Origin of the sequence: Streptomyces sp. NPDC006314 (assembly GCF_040613075.1) — a bacterium.
Classification (GTDB): domain Bacteria; phylum Actinomycetota; class Actinomycetes; order Streptomycetales; family Streptomycetaceae; genus Streptomyces.
In genome coordinates this window covers 271,230-285,553 of record NZ_JBEXRL010000010.1, presented here as the reverse complement: position 1 = coordinate 285,553, position 14,324 = coordinate 271,230, and the positions used below count along the sequence as shown (strand labels likewise).

Annotated in this window: 16 protein-coding genes; 8 read left to right on the top strand and 8 right to left on the bottom strand. The window is 71.2% G+C overall.

Going from position 1 to position 14,324, the window contains the following annotated elements; all coding sequences use genetic code 11:
• Window positions 1-53: 53 nt before the first annotated feature.
• From ABZ079_RS20935 to ABZ079_RS20925, 3 genes are all read right to left on the bottom strand, one after another.
• Entirely contained in the window at window positions 54-1,298 is a 1,245-nt protein-coding gene (locus ABZ079_RS20935; protein WP_356940953.1) for a DUF2637 domain-containing protein, read from the bottom strand.
• 119 nt (window positions 1,299-1,417) lie between these two features.
• Window positions 1,418-2,374 carry a DUF3558 family protein gene (locus ABZ079_RS20930; RefSeq protein WP_356940913.1) on the bottom strand — a complete coding sequence of 319 codons (957 nt, stop codon included), beginning with the start codon at window positions 2,372-2,374 and terminating at the stop codon, window positions 1,418-1,420.
• Between the two features lie 113 nt (window positions 2,375-2,487).
• Window positions 2,488-3,327, bottom strand: a complete 840-nt coding sequence (locus ABZ079_RS20925) for a DUF3558 domain-containing protein (RefSeq protein ID WP_356940912.1) — start codon at window positions 3,325-3,327, stop codon at window positions 2,488-2,490.
• Between the two features lie 230 nt (window positions 3,328-3,557).
• On the opposite strand from ABZ079_RS20925, the gene ABZ079_RS20920 reads away from it, so the two are divergent.
• On the top strand, window positions 3,558-4,751 hold the full coding sequence (locus ABZ079_RS20920) for an RtcB family protein (RefSeq protein ID WP_356940911.1): 1,194 nt from the start codon (window positions 3,558-3,560) through the stop codon (window positions 4,749-4,751).
• Between the two features lie 43 nt (window positions 4,752-4,794).
• Here ABZ079_RS20920 and ABZ079_RS20915 read toward each other — a convergent pair whose 3' ends face one another.
• The 3 genes from ABZ079_RS20915 to ABZ079_RS20905 are packed head-to-tail and all read right to left on the bottom strand — an operon-like array spanning window position 4,795 to window position 6,105.
• Window positions 4,795-4,941: a hypothetical protein gene (locus ABZ079_RS20915; RefSeq protein ID WP_356940910.1), complete on the bottom strand. Its 147-nt coding sequence runs from the start codon at window positions 4,939-4,941 to the stop codon at window positions 4,795-4,797.
• Window positions 4,941-5,717, bottom strand: coding sequence for an SDR family NAD(P)-dependent oxidoreductase (locus ABZ079_RS20910; protein WP_356940909.1), 777 nt, complete (start codon window positions 5,715-5,717; stop codon window positions 4,941-4,943). The genes ABZ079_RS20915 and ABZ079_RS20910 overlap by 1 nt, the downstream gene beginning before the upstream one ends.
• A gap of 49 nt (window positions 5,718-5,766) precedes the next feature.
• The gene (locus tag ABZ079_RS20905) at window positions 5,767-6,105 is read right to left on the bottom strand and encodes a YnfA family protein (protein WP_356940908.1); all 339 of its coding nucleotides are present in this window, start codon (window positions 6,103-6,105) and stop codon (window positions 5,767-5,769) included.
• Between the two features lie 140 nt (window positions 6,106-6,245).
• On the opposite strand from ABZ079_RS20905, the gene ABZ079_RS20900 reads away from it, so the two are divergent.
• On the top strand, window positions 6,246-6,722 hold the full coding sequence (locus ABZ079_RS20900) for a hypothetical protein (protein WP_356940907.1): 477 nt from the start codon (window positions 6,246-6,248) through the stop codon (window positions 6,720-6,722).
• On the opposite strand, the gene ABZ079_RS20895 is transcribed toward ABZ079_RS20900, so the two are convergent.
• Window positions 6,710-7,135 (bottom strand): helix-turn-helix domain-containing protein, encoded by a 426-nt coding sequence (locus ABZ079_RS20895; protein WP_356940906.1) that lies wholly within the window; start codon window positions 7,133-7,135, stop codon window positions 6,710-6,712. The genes ABZ079_RS20900 and ABZ079_RS20895 overlap by 13 nt on opposite strands.
• A 136-nt stretch (window positions 7,136-7,271) precedes the next feature.
• Here ABZ079_RS20895 and ABZ079_RS20890 point away from each other — a divergent pair, with 136 nt between their 5' ends.
• From ABZ079_RS20890 to ABZ079_RS20865, 6 genes are all read left to right on the top strand, one after another.
• Window positions 7,272-8,162, top strand: coding sequence for an NADP-dependent oxidoreductase (locus ABZ079_RS20890; protein WP_356940905.1), 891 nt, complete (start codon window positions 7,272-7,274; stop codon window positions 8,160-8,162).
• A gap of 804 nt (window positions 8,163-8,966) precedes the next feature.
• A complete protein-coding gene (locus tag ABZ079_RS20885; RefSeq protein WP_356940904.1) occupies window positions 8,967-10,052 on the top strand; it encodes an LLM class flavin-dependent oxidoreductase in 1,086 nt (361 codons plus the stop codon).
• Window positions 10,049-10,621 (top strand): FMN reductase, encoded by a 573-nt coding sequence (locus tag ABZ079_RS20880; protein WP_356940903.1) that lies wholly within the window; start codon window positions 10,049-10,051, stop codon window positions 10,619-10,621. Before ABZ079_RS20885 ends, ABZ079_RS20880 begins: the two co-directional genes overlap by 4 nt.
• Before the next feature lie 136 nt (window positions 10,622-10,757).
• Window positions 10,758-11,495 (top strand): response regulator transcription factor, encoded by a 738-nt coding sequence (locus tag ABZ079_RS20875; protein ID WP_356940902.1) that lies wholly within the window; start codon window positions 10,758-10,760, stop codon window positions 11,493-11,495.
• Complete coding sequence (locus ABZ079_RS20870) at window positions 11,496-12,965, top strand: HAMP domain-containing sensor histidine kinase (protein WP_356940901.1); 1,470 nt, start codon at window positions 11,496-11,498, stop codon at window positions 12,963-12,965. It begins immediately after the preceding gene.
• 205 nt (window positions 12,966-13,170) lie between these two features.
• Window positions 13,171-13,872, top strand: a complete 702-nt coding sequence (locus ABZ079_RS20865) for a hypothetical protein (RefSeq protein ID WP_356940900.1) — start codon at window positions 13,171-13,173, stop codon at window positions 13,870-13,872.
• 38 nt (window positions 13,873-13,910) lie between these two features.
• Here ABZ079_RS20865 and ABZ079_RS20860 read toward each other — a convergent pair whose 3' ends face one another.
• Entirely contained in the window at window positions 13,911-14,180 is a 270-nt protein-coding gene (locus ABZ079_RS20860) for a hypothetical protein (RefSeq protein ID WP_356940899.1), read from the bottom strand.
• Between the last annotated feature and the right edge of the window lie 144 nt (window positions 14,181-14,324).

Here is a 14,324-nt window from a genome sequence, read left to right as displayed (position 1 = left end):
GCCCTCTTTCCGGAGGGCCCCTTCTTCCTGCCGTGCTGCGGTTCTTCGCGCCCTTACGCGATGTGCTCTTCCTTGAGGTCCCGGGTGTGGCGCTCGGCGAAGCGGTTGACCATGCGGTCGGCCTCCCGCGGGGGAAGAGCGATACCGAAGGTCGCCTCGACGTCGTCCCGGAACTGGGCGGCGGTGGGATAGCTGCCGTCGATCGACTTGCGGAAGACCAGGTAGTAGTCGTCCTCGGTCGGCTCCGGCTCCGCGGTGCCGCCGCCCTCGCCGAGTTCCCGGGTGCGGTTCGGGCCCACCGGGATGGGGAAGCTGCCGGTCTCCTCGGGGGAGGGCTGCTGGAACTGCTCGGGCGGCTGCTCCTCGTACCACTCCTCGTACTGTTCCTCGGGCTCGTACTGAGGCTCGGGGGGCGGCTCGTAGGCGGGGTCGTAGCCACCGTGGTACTCGATCTCGCGCTGAGCCTGGAACCAGGGGCTCTGCTCGTCCACCGGGGGCTCGTCGGGGCGCTGCTCGCCGGGAGATGCCGCCTGCCGTGGGACGGACGCCGCCCCGGCGGCGCGACTGCCCGCGGCCGCGGCGGCATCGGCCGCCGCCAACTGCGGCTGTCGCGGGACCGGGGGCAGGAGCACCGGTTCTATGCCGGCCGCCGCCAAGCCGGCCGGGGCCGTCTCCGCCAGCGGTACGCCGTAGCGGGCCAGCCTCAAGGGCATCAACGACTCCACTGGAGCCTTCCTGCGCCATGCCCGGCCGAAGCGGGAGCGCAGTCGGGCCTGGTAGACGAGACGTTCCTGCTCCAGCTTGATGACCTGGTCGTAGGAGCGCAGCTCCCACAGCTTCATGCGGCGCCACAGGAGGAACGTCGGCAGCGGGGAGAGCAGCCACCGGGTGAGGCGGACGCCCTCCATGTGCTTGTCGGCCGTGATGTCCGCGATGCGGCCGATGGCGTGGCGGGCCGCTTCGACGGCGACGACGAAGAGGACCGGGATCACCGCGTGCATGCCCACGCCCAGCGGGTCCGGCCAGGCGGCGGCTCCGTTGAAGGCGATGGTCGCCGCCGTCAGGAGCCACGCCGTCTGGCGGAGGAGCGGGAAGGGGATGCGGATCCAGGTCAGCAGCAGGTCCATGGCCAACAGGACACAGATGCCCGCGTCGATGCCCACCGGGAACACGTAGGAGAAGTTCCCGAAGCCCTTCTTGATGGCCAGCTCACGGACGGCCGCGTACGAACCGGCGAAGCCGATGCCAGCGATGATCAACGCGCCGGTCACGACCACGCCGATGAGAGCGCGGTGCATCCGAGTCAGCTGCAGTGGCGCGGCCACTCGTACTCCCCTCCCTTGCGTGATGTTGCGCGCAACAGAGTGGCACACGTGTGCGGCGAACGTGTCGCCGGTCAGGCCTTCCGGCCCTCCGGTCAGGCCTTCTTGGCGGCCGACCTGGACGGGGACGCGCTGGAGGAGGGCGACTTGGACGGCGACTTCGACGGCGACTTCGAGGCCGGCTTGGAGGGAGACGCGGGGGCCGTCGTGCTCGAACCCTGCGCAGAACCTTCACCGTTGGCCGCCGAGACGGACGCGACCGCGTCCTTGAGCGCCTTCTCCGCGGCCTTCGTCAGGTCGTCGGCGTCCGGGGTCTTCTCGCCCGCCAGGCCGGCGCCGTTGTAGTCGAGGGTGACGACGACGTTCTCGACCCGGGCCACGACCGTCTGCTGCTTGAAGAGGCCTTCCTTCTTCTTCAGGTCGTAGCGCACCGCCGTCGCCTCCGCGCCCGTACCGGACAGCGGCACCACCTTGGGGTTCTTGGCGCCCTCCACCGCCTGGGCGTCCTTGACCTGCTGGGTGTAGTACGAGTGCGCCTGCGCGTCGCCGGCGCCCCGTGTGGTGTCCGAGTCGAAGCGGAGCAATGAGACGTTCAGCCAGCGGAACTGGGACCCCTTGACGCCGTTGTTGTCCAGGCTGCTCCAGGCGCAGGAGGAACGGGACGACGGATCGTCCGAACTGCCCTTCTTGCCCGACTTGACGCCCTTGGGTACCAGATCGGTCAGGGTCTTCTTCGGCAGCACCGCGCACGGATCCGGGAGCCTCTTGTACGCGGCCGCCCGCACGGTCGGGGATGCGCTGGCGGAGGGCTGCGTGGAACTGTCCGCGGACTGCTGGGTGGAGCCGCCGTCGCCGCCCTTGGCCTTGGAGTCGCCCGAGTCCGAGGAGCAGGCTGCGGTGATCAGTACCGCGGGAACGGCTGCCGCGCAGACAAGAGCGCGGCGAAGGCGCTTGGCTCGCTGGTCACTCCCCCGCTGCCTGAACGGCGTGGGAGGTACCCCCGTGGCACGGTCGTCTCGCTGGGCTGCTCGCTGCATGGTTCCTTCACTCATGACGCTCGGTGTTCGTGCGGGTTCCTGCGGGGCCCCACGGTACGCGGTGAGGGAGCTGTGCGGTTTCCGTTCGACTGCTTTGCGGGCGGGGCCGGGTGGGGCCGCGGCGGCCGTCAACCGTTGAGGGTGTCGGCCAGTTCGGAGGCCAGATTACGGGCCCTGTCCTGCATTTCCTTGCTGTCCGGGACCGTTCCCATGGCCGTCGGCTGCTCCTCGTACTCAAGGGTGACGACGACGTTGGACGTGCGGAACACCACAGTCACCGTGCGCTGTTCGGCCGTCGAGCCGGAGGTGCTCAGCTGGTCGTCGAGGTACGCCTCGTCACCGAGATCGGGGAGGACGCGCGGCTCCAGGCCGGCCGGGGTGGCGCCGGGGGAGGGCTCGGAGGAGGACCCCGAGGCGGAGCCGGAAGGGGTGCCCGAGGGGGGCGCCTCATCGCTCGCGGAGGCCGTGGGCGACGGGGTGGCGGACGAGGTCCCCGCCGTCGCCGAGCCGCTGCCCGGATCGGGCAGGTCGGCGGCCGTCTCCTTCTCCTGGAAGAGCTTCTGCGCCTGGTCGTCGTCGCTGACCGCGTTGTCGTACGACACCACGCGCTCGAAATCGACCGCGAGGCGGTCGGTGGCGGCGGCCGATTCCACCTTCCAGTGGCAGCCGACCTTGCGGTCGGTGTCGTAGGTGAGCGAGGCCTCGCCCTGGTAGGCCTTGTCCCGCTGGCTCGGGTCGGGGATCTGCCTGATGCCGGGCAACAGCGAGTCGAGCGTGTCGTGGCCGACCGCGCGGCAGGGCTCGGGAAGGGTGTGGTACTTGCCGGGCTCGGCGGTGGCCATGGTCGTCCCGGCGTCGCCCGGATTGGCGTCGTCCGTCGGGCTGTCACCCGCGGAACCGCTCGTGCAGCCGGCCAGCAGCGCCGCGAGGAGGGCGGCGGTGCCGGGTACGTACGCCTTGCGCTGCACGGTCGGGCTCCTCTCGACGGTGTGCGATCCGACGGTGGCCGATCGCCTGGTGCTCCAGTGTCCCCGCTGGTTATTCGCTTGCCGCGGCGGGGCGCCCCCTGGAGACAATGTGTATCGCACGCACTGCCGTGGACGCCGGTCCCTTGTCCCTTTTCATGGACCTTGGCGCCGCTTTTGCGTTTTGTTGCCGCTAAGCCTTTTGTTGCCTTTGCCGGGGGAATGAGGAACGTATGTCGTACGTGGAGATGCCGGGCGCGAAGGTCCCCATCCGGATGTGGACGGACCCCGCGACGGTGGAGGACGTGGCCCTGCGCCAGCTCCAGAACGTGGCCACCCTGCCGTGGATCAAGGGTCTGGCCGTGATGCCGGACGTCCACTACGGAAAGGGCGCGACGGTCGGGTCGGTCATCGCGATGCAGGGGGCCGTGTGCCCGGCCGCGGTGGGCGTGGACATCGGATGCGGGATGTCGGCGGTGAGGACGTCACTGACGGCGAACGACCTTCCCGGGGATCTGTCGCGGCTGCGGTCGAAGATCGAGCAGGCGATTCCGGTGGGGCGGGGGATGCATGAGAATCCCGTCGAGCCGGGCCGGTTCCATGGGCTGGCCACCGGTGGGTGGGACGAGTTCTGGGGGCGGTTTGACGGGATTGCCGAATCGGTCAAGTTCCGCCAGGAACGTGCCACCAAGCAGATGGGGACGCTCGGAAGCGGAAACCATTTCGTCGAGGTGTGCACGGATACGGACGGTTCCGTCTGGTTGATGCTCCACTCCGGCTCCCGGAACATCGGCAAGGAACTCGCCGAGCACCACATCGGCGTGGCCCAGAAGCTCCCGCACAACCAGGGCCTGGTCGACCGCGACCTGGCCGTCTTCGTCGCGGACACCCCGCAGATGGCGGCCTACCGCAACGACCTGTTCTGGGCGCAGGAGTACGCCAGGTACAACCGCACGCTCATGATGGCGCTCCTGAAGGACGTGATCCGCAAGGAGTTCAAGAAGGCCAAGCCCACCTTCGAGCCGGAGATCTCCTGCCACCACAACTACGTGGCGGAGGAGCGGTACGAGGGCATGGACCTGCTCGTGACCCGCAAGGGTGCGATCCGGGCCGGCTCCGGCGAGTACGGGATCATCCCGGGTTCGATGGGTACGGGTTCGTACATCGTGAAGGGTCTCGGCAACGAGACGGCCTTCAACTCGGCCTCGCACGGCGCCGGTCGGCGGATGAGCCGTAACGCGGCCAAGCGGCGCTTCTCGACGAAGGACCTGGAGGAGCAGACGCGGGGCGTGGAGTGCCGTAAGGACTCCGGTGTCGTGGACGAGATCCCGGGCGCCTACAAGTCGATCGACCAGGTCATCGACCAGCAGCGGGACTTGGTGCAGGTCGTGGCGAAGCTGAAGCAGGTCGTCTGCGTGAAGGGCTGACGCCCTCACCCTGTCAGGGCGGGCCGGACCGTACCGGCCCGCCCTATTTCGCGTGGCGGACCGCGTAGATCATCACGAAGGCCACGAAGTGGATGCCGAAGAGGAAGTAGGCCAGGAAGTACCAGACCTGGCGTTCGTCCTTCGTTTCCTGAGCCAGGCGGCGTTTCTCGAAGGAGTCGTCGTCGGGCATCACTGCTCCCGGTGCACCTTGGTGTTGGAGGCCTGGGCGCGGGGGCGGACGACCAGAAGGTCGATGTTGACGTGGCTGGGGCGGGTGACCGCCCACGTGATCGTCTCGGCCACGTCGTCGGCGGTGAGGGGCTCGGCGACGCCCGCGTAGACCTTGGCCGCCTTCTCCGTGTCGCCGCCGAAGCGGGTCAGCGCGAACTCGTCCGTCCTGACCATGCCGGGAGCGATCTCGATGACCCGGACCGGCTGGCCGACGATCTCCAGGCGGAGGGTCTCGGCGAGGACGTGGGCGCCGTGCTTGGCGGCCACATAGCCCGCGCCGCCCTCATAGGTGCCGTGCCCGGCGGTGGAGGACACCACGACGACCACGCCGTCGCCGCTCGCGACCAGCTGGGGGAGCAGCGCCTGGGTGAGGTTCAGGGTGCCGATGACGTTCGTCTCGTACATCGTGCGCCAGTCCGCCGGGTCGCCGGTGGCCACCGGGTCCGCGCCGAGGGCGCCGCCCGCGTTGTTGACCAGGACGCCGATCGTCTGGAAGGCGGTCGCGAACTCGTCCACGGCCGCGCGGTCCGTCACGTCCAGCTGGTACGCCACCGCGGAGTGGCCGGCCTTGGTCAGCTCCTCGGCCAGGGCCTCGATGCGGTCCTTGCGGCGGGCGGTGAGGACGACGCGGTAGCCGGCCTCGGCGAGCTGCCGGGCCGTGGCGGCGCCGATGCCGCTGCTCGCACCGGTGACGACGGCGATGCGGGAGGCGACGGACGGGGCTGCGGTGGCCATGGGTTGCTCCTGGGGGCGGCGGGTCGGTTCCGTCCAGCGTAGGCGAGCCTCAGGCGCCGTTCCTCGGCGCCCACATGATCACGGCCATGCCGGCCAGGCAGATCAGCGCTCCGGCGATGTCCCAGCGGTCGGGGCGGTAGCCGTCGGCGAGCACACCCCACAGGATCGAGCCGGCCACGAAGATCCCGCCGTAGGCGGCGAGGATGCGGCCGAAGTGGGCGTCCGGCTGGAAGGTGGCGACGAAGCCGTACGCGCCGAGGGCGAGAACGCCGCCGGTGACCCACAGCCAGCCGCGGTGCTCACGTACGCCCTGCCAGACCAGCCAGGCGCCGCCGATCTCGAACAGCGCGGCGACGACGAACAGGGCGGCGGAGCGGAGGATCGGCATGGGGGCAGCTTGGCACGCGGGAGGGGCGTCACCTGTTGGAGGGCGCCTGGTGCGCGGCTCGCGTGGCATACATCCGTACGGCAGGCGGAGCTGGTGCGTGCGGTGGCGAGGAGTGGTGCGGCGTGGGAGGAGTGGGCGGAGTGGGGAGGGGCCTGCGGCTGCGGGCGTGGGTGTTGTCCGGGATGTGCGCCGGCGCCGTCCTGGCGCCGGGGATCGCGGTGGCCGCTCCCGTGTCGGAGGCCGACCTGGCCTTTCACGGAACCGCGGTGATGACCTGGGACCAGGTGGAGGTCCAGCTGACCCCGCGGAACAACGGGCCCGCCGCCATTGCCGACGCCACGGTGCGGTTGCGCTGGTCGGTGGAGCTGGCGGACGGGCAGCGGCTGCCCGCCCGGTGCATCCGCGAGGACGAGCGGACGGTGGTGTGCGGGACCGGGGCGCTGGCCGCGGACGCGGTGGGGGAGCTGCTGCGCGTGCCGGTACGGCTGCGGGAGCGGACGTCGGAGGTGACGCTGGAGCTGGACACCGCGTGGAGCGGGGGCGTGGTGGACAAGGACCGGACGAACGACCGGGCGACGGTGCTCGTCCTCGCCACCGGGGACGCCTACGCCTTCTGAGCCGTCGGTCGGCCGGGGTTCTCCTCGTCGTAGTGTTCCCTGGCCGCGCGTACCTCCTCGAAGTGGTTCTCCGCCCACTCCTTCACCGCGGTCAGCAGGCAGGCGAGGCTCGTGCCGAGCGGGGTGAGCGCGTAGTCGACGCGGACCGGGACGGACGGGGTGACCGTGCGGCTGATGATGCCGTCCCGCTCCAGGGCGCGCAGGGTCTGGGTGAGCATCTTGGGGCTGACGCCGGCGATCTTGCGGCCGAGGTCGCTGTAGCGCATGGGGCCGGCGGCCAGGGCGGCGACGACGAGGCCGACCCACTTGTCGCTGAGCCGGCCGAGGAGCTGGTTGGTGGGGCAGCTGCGCAGGAACGCGTCGTAGTCGGCGCGGGCCTGTTCGCGTCGCTGGGCGGCGGTCGTGGTCGCCATGGCTCTCTCCTCCGGGTTACCAACGCACTCTCAGGTAACTACTTACCTCTGGATAGTAGCTCTCCTAAGGTTGGCGCTGTAGCCGGGAAACCGGTTGGGAATCCGACAAGTGTCTTTGAGTACGGGGAGAGTCGACATGCGTGCTGCTGTGGTGAGGACGTTCGGTGGTCCGGAGGCCGTGGAGATCGCCGAGGTGGCGGCGCCGGAGCCGGGGGCGGGGCAGGTGCGGATCAAGGTGGCTGCAGGTGCGCTCAACCCCGTGGACCTGGCGGTGCGGGCCGGTCTCTTCGGCGGGGCGGGTAAGACGATCGGGCTGGGCTGGGACGTCGCCGGGACGGTGGACGCGGTGGGCGTGGCCGCCGCCTGGCAGGTGGGTGACGAGGTGGTCGCGCTGGTGCCGGGGGTGGCCGATCCGCTGGGAGCGCACGCCGAGTACGTCGTGGTGGCCGCGGACGCGGTGGCCAAGGCGCCGGTCACGGTGGACGCGGTGCACGCGGGCACGCTGCCGCTGAACGGGCTGACCGCCGTCCAGGCCCTCGACCTGCTGGAGCTGGAGCCCGGCGCGTCGCTGCTGGTGACCGGCGCGGCGGGCGCGGTCGGCGGATTCGCGGTGCAACTGGCCGCGCGCCGTGGGCTCGTGGTGACCGGGCATGCGCGCGCGGCTGACGAGGAGCTGGTGCGGTCGTTCGGGGCCGCGCACTTCACGGCCGAGGGGGTGGAGCCGGGGAGCGTGGACGCGGTGCTGGACGCGGCGATGCTCGGTGCGCCGGCGCTGGAGTGGGTGCGGGACGGCGGGGTCTTCCTCAGTACCCATCCCGGCCGGCAGCCCGGGTCCGTGCGCGGGGTGCGGATCACGGCCGTGGAGGTGAGCGCTGACGGGGCGCGGCTGGCGGAGCTGGTCGGGCTCGTGGACGAGGGGGCGCTGAGCCTGCGGGTGGCGGAGACCTTCGCCCTACAGGACGCGTCCAAGGCGCACGCCCGGCTGGCCGAGGGCGGGCTGCGGGGACGGCTGGTGCTGGTGCCCTGAGGGATCGGGGTCACTAGACCTGCGGGGCCGGGGTCGCCGGGTCCGAGGGGGCGCAGAGTCAGGGCTGGGGGGTGAGGCGCCAGGCCTCAGGGGCCGTGGTCGCCGGGGCTGGCGGCCGGAGGCGACAGGGCCTGAGGGCGTGAGTCATCAGCCCTGAGGGGAGTCATCAGCCCTGAGGGGAGTCATCAGGCCTGAGGGGTCAAAGCCAACGGGCCTGAGGGGCGCAGAGCCAGGCCGGGCTCCCCAGGGCTGGGGGCCGGAGTCGCCGGGGCTGGCGACCGGGCCTGAGGGGGTGGGTCATCAGGCCTGCGGAACCCCAGTCGGCGGACCCGAGGGGTCGGATCGCCGGGCCCGAGGGGGTGAGTCACCAGGCCTGGGGGAGGTGCCAGGCCTGAGGGTTCGGGGGAGCCAGGCCTGAGGGTCCGAGGCGCCGGCCCGAGGGTTCGCGTCACCAAGCTGACGGGACCGGGCGGCGGGGGCTGAGTGGTCGGCGTCGCCAGGCCTGGGGGGAGCCAGGCCTGGGGGTGGAGTCGACAGCCTCGATGGTGTGGATTCACCGGACCCGAGGGGTTCGGGTCACCAGGTCCGCGGCGCTCGAGTGGCCGGGCCTGAGAGGCCGAGTCGCCAGGTTTTCAGGGGCCGGTCCGCCAGGCCTGAAGGGCCGGAGTCGCCAGGTCCGAAGGGCCGGGACAGTCAGGGCCTGAGGGGTGCATTCGTGGGGCTCAAGGGGACGGAATAACCAGGGGTGGGGTGGCTGTTGGCGGAGTATAGTTGAATCGTCAACAATCTGGAGGGTGAGCGGCCATGCAGTTCGGGATCTTCACGGTCGGCGATGTCACGCCGGACCCCACCACGGGGCGCACCCCGACCGAGCACGAGCGGATCAAGGCCATGGTGGCCATCGCGCTGAAGGCCGAGGAGGTCGGTCTGGACGTCTTCGCGACCGGTGAGCACCACAACCCGCCGTTCGTGCCGTCCTCCCCGACCACCATGCTCGGCTACATAGCGGCGCGGACGGAGCGGCTGATCCTCTCCACCTCCACCACCCTGATCACCACCAACGACCCGGTGAAGATCGCGGAGGACTTCGCGATGCTCCAGCACCTGGCCGGCGGGCGCGTCGATCTGATGATGGGCCGCGGCAACACCGGGCCGGTCTACCCCTGGTTCGGCAAGGACATCCGGGAGGGCATCAACCTCGCCATCGAGAACTACGCCCTGCTGCGCCGCCTGTGGCGCGAGGACGTCGTCGACTGGGAGGGGAAGTTCCGTACGCCGTTGCAGGGGTTCACTTCGACGCCCCGCCCGCTGGACGACACACCGCCGTTCGTCTGGCACGGCTCCATCCGCTCGCCGGAGATCGCCGAGCAGGCCGCGTACTACGGCGACGGCTTCTTCCACAACAACATCTTCTGGCCCGCCGACCACACCAAACGGATGGTCGAGTACTACCGGACCCGGTACGCCCACTACGGTCACGGCACACCCGAGCAGGCGATCGTCGGACTGGGCGGTCAGGTGTTCATGCGCCGCAGTTCGCAGGACGCGGTGCGTGAGTTCCGGCCGTACTTCGACAACGCGCCGGTGTACGGGCACGGGCCCTCGCTGGAGGACTTCACCGAGCAGACCCCGCTGACGGTCGGCTCCCCGCAGCAGGTCATCGAGAAGACGCTGTCCTTCCGCGAGTACGCCGGTGACTACCAGCGCCAGCTGTTCCTGATGGACCACGCGGGACTGCCGCTGAAGACCGTGCTGGAGCAGATCGACATGCTCGGTGAGGAGGTCGTACCGGTGCTGCGCAGGGAGTTCGCCGACGGGCGTCCGGCGGAAGTGCCGCAGGCGCCGACCCACCAGTCACTGCTCGCCGCGAAGGAGGCGACCACGGTATGAAGCTCGTCGTCGTGTCGGCGGGACTGAGCGTCCCGTCCTCCACCCGGCTGCTGGCCGACCGGCTGGCCGCCGCGGTGGACCGGCAGACACCGGTGGACATCCAGGTGGTAGAGCTGCGCGACCTCGCGGTCGAGATCGCGCACAACTTCACCAACGGGTTCGCCGGGAAGGCACTGGCCGCCGCGCAGCACGCGGTGGCGGCGGCCGACGGGCTGATCGTCGTCACGCCGGTGTTCAGCGCGTCGTACAGCGGGCTGTTCAAGTCGTTCTTCGACGTGCTGGACAAGGACGCGCTGGCCGGCAAGCCGGTGCTGGTCGCGGCCACCGGGGGCACGGGCCGGCACTCGCTGGTGCTGGAGCACGCGCTGCGGCCGTTGTTCGCGTATCTGCGGGCCGTGGTCGTGCCGACCGGGGTGTACGCCGCGTCGGAGGACTGGGGGGCGGAGGGGCTGGCCGAGCGGATCGAGCGGGCGGCGGGGGAGTTGGCCGCGCTGATGCCGTTGACCGTCCGGGCCGGTGAGTCAGCCGTCGTGCCGTTCGCCGAGCAGCTGGCGGCCTTGCAGCGCTGATCGTCGGGCGGGAGGGGGTGGTGCGTCCGCTGTGCCGGGCGGGCTGTCCGTGTGACGGTGAGAGGGCGGTAAAAAAGGGTGATCGTGGGCCGGCTAGGCCCGGCCTGACCGCCGGAGGCCTTGGCAGACTGGATGCGTGCCCCAGACTGTGCTGCTCGCCGAAGACGACCGCGCCATCCGTCATGCCCTGGAGCGTGCCCTGACGCTGGAGGGGTACGACGTGACGGCGGTCGCCGACGGCGTCGAGGCGCTGGCGCAGGCGCACAGGACGCCGCCGGACGTCCTGGTGCTCGACGTGATGATGCCGGGCATCGACGGGCTCCAGGTCTGCCGGGCGCTGCGCGCCGAGGGTGACCGCACCCCGATCCTCATGCTCACCGCGCTCGTGGAGACCGCCGACCGCATCGCGGGCCTGGACGCCGGCGCCGACGACTACGTGGTCAAGCCGTTCGACGTGGAAGAGGTCTTCGCCCGGCTGCGGGCCCTGCTGCGCCGTACCAGCCCGGTGCCCGCCGCGGCGGGCGGCAGCGGCGGCACCACCGACCCCGGCCGGGCCGATGTCCGAATCTCCGACCGGCAGCTGGAGGCCGCCGGCCTCCGCATGGACCTGCAGGCCCGCCGCGCCTGGCGCGGCAGGCGCGAGCTGGAACTGACCCGCACCGAGTTCGAGCTGCTGGAACTGCTCGTGCGGAACGCGGCCATCGTGCTCGACCACTCGACGATCTACGACCGGATCTGGGGCTACGACTTCGGGCCGGGCTCCAAGAACCTCGCCGTCTACGTCGGCTATCTGCGCCGCAAGCTGGACGAGCCGGGCGCGCCGCAGCTGATCCACACCGTGCGGGGCGTGGGTTACGTGCTGCGGGAGGACTGAGTGGGCCGCCCGCGGCGGCCGCCGGCCCTGCGCCGGCCCAAGCTCGTCTCCCTGCGCACCACCTTCGCCGTGTCCTTCGCGGCCGTGACCGCCGCCGTCACGATCCTCGTCGGCATCCTGTCCTACGGCTCCGCCGCCCGGCTGGTCCGCGTCGACCAGCAGTCGTTGTTCACGCAGGTCGTGCGGGACGTCCAGGACGAGGTACGACAGCAGGAGATGGTCCCCGAGGACTTCTCCTCCTCCCGCCCGGGGCACGACCTGGTCCGCCCCGCACGCACCGACGTACAGGTGCTCGGCGCGCAGGGGCAGATCGTCGACCACGGCAACCCGGTGCTGCCCGTCACCTCCCATGACCAGGCCGTAGCCCTCGCCCGGTCGGCCGGGAAGGTCGTCCAGCACCAGGACGTACGGGTCGACGAGGACCTGTTCCGCATCGCCACCGTCTCGCTCGGCGACGGACGGGGCGCCGTCCAGGTCGCGCAGGAGTTCAGCGACACCGAGGACCTGCTGCGGGCGCTGCAGCAGCGCACGCTGATCCTGATGGCGGCGGTCGTGGTCGCCGCCGGACTGTTCGGGTGGTGGCTGGCCCGGCGGATCACCCGGCGGCTGGTGATCCTCACGTCCGCCGCGGAGGACGTGGCCCGTACCCGGCAGCTGGGTATCGAGGTGCCGGTCGCGGGCCTGGACGAGGTGGGGCGGCTCGGGCGTGCCTTCGACCGCATGCTGGGCCGGCTCGCCCAGTCCGAGGAGGACCAGCGGCGGCTCGTCCAGGACGCGGGGCACGAACTCCGCACGCCGTTGACGTCCCTTCGTACCAACATCTCGCTGCTGCGGCGGATCGACGAGCTTCCGCCGGCCACGCGGGAGGACCTGGTCGCCGACCTCACCCAGGAGGCCAGGGAACTGACCGACCTGGTCAACGAGCTGGTCGACCTCGCCGCCGGGCAGTCCGACGCCGAGCCGCCGCAGCGGGTGGACCTCGCCGACATCGCCGAGGACGTGGTGGGGCTGGCCAGGCGGCGCACCGGCCGGGAGATCGTGCTGCGTACGAGCGGTGCCACGACGACCGACGGACGGCCCGGGATGCTCCAGCGGGCCGTCTCCAACCTGATCGAGAACGCGGCCAAGTTCGACCGGGACGGCAAGGCGCCGATCGAGGTCGCCGTCACCGGGCCGGCGCGGCCGGGCACCGTGCGCGTGGAGGTGCTGGACCGGGGACCCGGTATCGCCGACGGCGACCTCATCCGCATCTTCGACCGCTTCTACCGGGCCGCCGACGCGCGGTCCCTGCCGGGGTCGGGCCTCGGGCTGTCCATCGTGCGCGAGGTCGCCATGGCACACGGCGGAGCGCCGTTCGCCTTCCGGCGGGAGGGCGGCGGGACGGTCATCGGGTTCACGGTGGGCGGCGGGTTCACGGCAGGCGGCGGGTTCGCGGGCAGTGGTGGCGGTGTGCCCGGCGGGGGCGGCTGAGGGCGGGCCGAAGGGCGTGGGGCCGGAGGGTGTCGATGCGTCGGCCGCCCGGGCGGGCGGAGTCGATCGGCTGCGGGTTGGTACTCCACGTCCGCGTAGTAGGCGGAGAGGCTCCGGTAACCGTCTCGGTTGAGTACCCGTACCTACGCCCTGCCGGGTAACCGGACCCATCCGCCGCGGTCTCCCGCCGGAATACCGTCCCCACATGCCCGAGGAAACCGCACCGACCGACACCGCCACCACCGCCGCCACCGCTCCCACCGGAACTGCCCGAGCCGGGGCCGCCCTTGTCCGAGGGGTGCTCGGATGTGGCTGTGCCGTGTTCGTCGGTCTGCTCGTTCTGATCGTCACGCTCGTCTGTAACGCATGGGGGTCGACGGACTTCCCCCGTGTCCCGCGCGAGGACATGGCGGGCCGCGTGTTCCAGCGGTCCCAGGAGGCCTATGACGTCCTGGGTTTCCGGCGCACCATCGAGCCGGGAGTCGAGCGCGTCGGCGTCAGCACGGACAACACGTTCGGCTCCGGCCTCTGTTACGACGGTGGCCTGCTGGGACTGGAGGACAAGACCGTCGACGGCGCCTACCGGATGGACCACAACTGGGCCCTGGACCACGTGCCGGCGAGCGTGGCCGTGTCCGGCCTGCGCCGGCTGCACCGCCAGTTGCAGGACGAGGGCTGGGAGGTCACGTCGTACCGTGAGGGCGAGGCGGGTGAGGACTGGGATCTCTTCGTCCAGCGGGACGGCGGGGACGAGCGGATGTCCTTCACCTGGTTCCCGGAGCGGGAGTACTTCATCGGCGGTGCCGCCGGGCCCTGCGCCTACGACCCCGAGTGGAAGGACGGCGACGTCGATTCCTACGAGAGCCAGGAGCATCCGCCCGCCCTCGCGCCGTCGTCCCGGGGCTAGGTGTGCCGTCCGCGAGGTTGTGGACAGGGCCTCACCCGTCAGCCGCCGGTACCGCGCCGGGCCGTCGCCAGCAGCCAGGCCAGGTTGCCCACCGCCGCCCCGGCCGCCACCACGGCGACGATCACCCCGCCGGTCGCGAGGCCGTCGCTGAACAGGTGCGGGCGCCGGTCGAGGCTGTGCAGCCCGAAGCCGCACAGCTCGTACACGCCGACGGCGGCGATCGCGAGGCTGACGACCAGCAGGGCCAGCGTCGGCGCGAGGCTGTGGACACCGACCTCCCCGCCGGGCTCCGGTTCCGTTCCCTGCATGACTCCCCCGATGAACAGACGTGACGCCGTTGGCGGTTGGGAACCTACAATACGTAGGGTCGGTCGGGCCGATGCCGTGCGGATCCACCTCAGCGTGGACATGGAGGGCGTCACCGGCCTCGTCGGCGCCGATGGCGTCCGGCC

Coding starts and splice junctions, on each gene's coding strand:
- ABZ079_RS20935 (WP_356940953.1), bottom strand. CDS start 1,298: ATGCACCGCGCTCTCATCGGCGTGGTCGTGACCGGCGCGTTGATCATC.
- ABZ079_RS20930 (WP_356940913.1), bottom strand. CDS start 2,374: ATGAGTGAAGGAACCATGCAGCGAGCAGCCCAGCGAGACGACCGTGCC.
- ABZ079_RS20920 (WP_356940911.1), top strand. CDS start 3,558: ATGTCGTACGTGGAGATGCCGGGCGCGAAGGTCCCCATCCGGATGTGG.
- ABZ079_RS20915 (WP_356940910.1), bottom strand. CDS start 4,941: ATGCCCGACGACGACTCCTTCGAGAAACGCCGCCTGGCTCAGGAAACG.
- ABZ079_RS20910 (WP_356940909.1), bottom strand. CDS start 5,717: ATGGCCACCGCAGCCCCGTCCGTCGCCTCCCGCATCGCCGTCGTCACC.
- ABZ079_RS20905 (WP_356940908.1), bottom strand. CDS start 6,105: ATGCCGATCCTCCGCTCCGCCGCCCTGTTCGTCGTCGCCGCGCTGTTC.
- ABZ079_RS20895 (WP_356940906.1), bottom strand. CDS start 7,135: ATGGCGACCACGACCGCCGCCCAGCGACGCGAACAGGCCCGCGCCGAC.
- ABZ079_RS20890 (WP_356940905.1), top strand. CDS start 7,272: ATGCGTGCTGCTGTGGTGAGGACGTTCGGTGGTCCGGAGGCCGTGGAG.
- ABZ079_RS20885 (WP_356940904.1), top strand. CDS start 8,967: ATGCAGTTCGGGATCTTCACGGTCGGCGATGTCACGCCGGACCCCACC.
- ABZ079_RS20880 (WP_356940903.1), top strand. CDS start 10,049: ATGAAGCTCGTCGTCGTGTCGGCGGGACTGAGCGTCCCGTCCTCCACC.
- ABZ079_RS20865 (WP_356940900.1), top strand. CDS start 13,171: ATGCCCGAGGAAACCGCACCGACCGACACCGCCACCACCGCCGCCACC.
- ABZ079_RS20860 (WP_356940899.1), bottom strand. CDS start 14,180: ATGCAGGGAACGGAACCGGAGCCCGGCGGGGAGGTCGGTGTCCACAGC.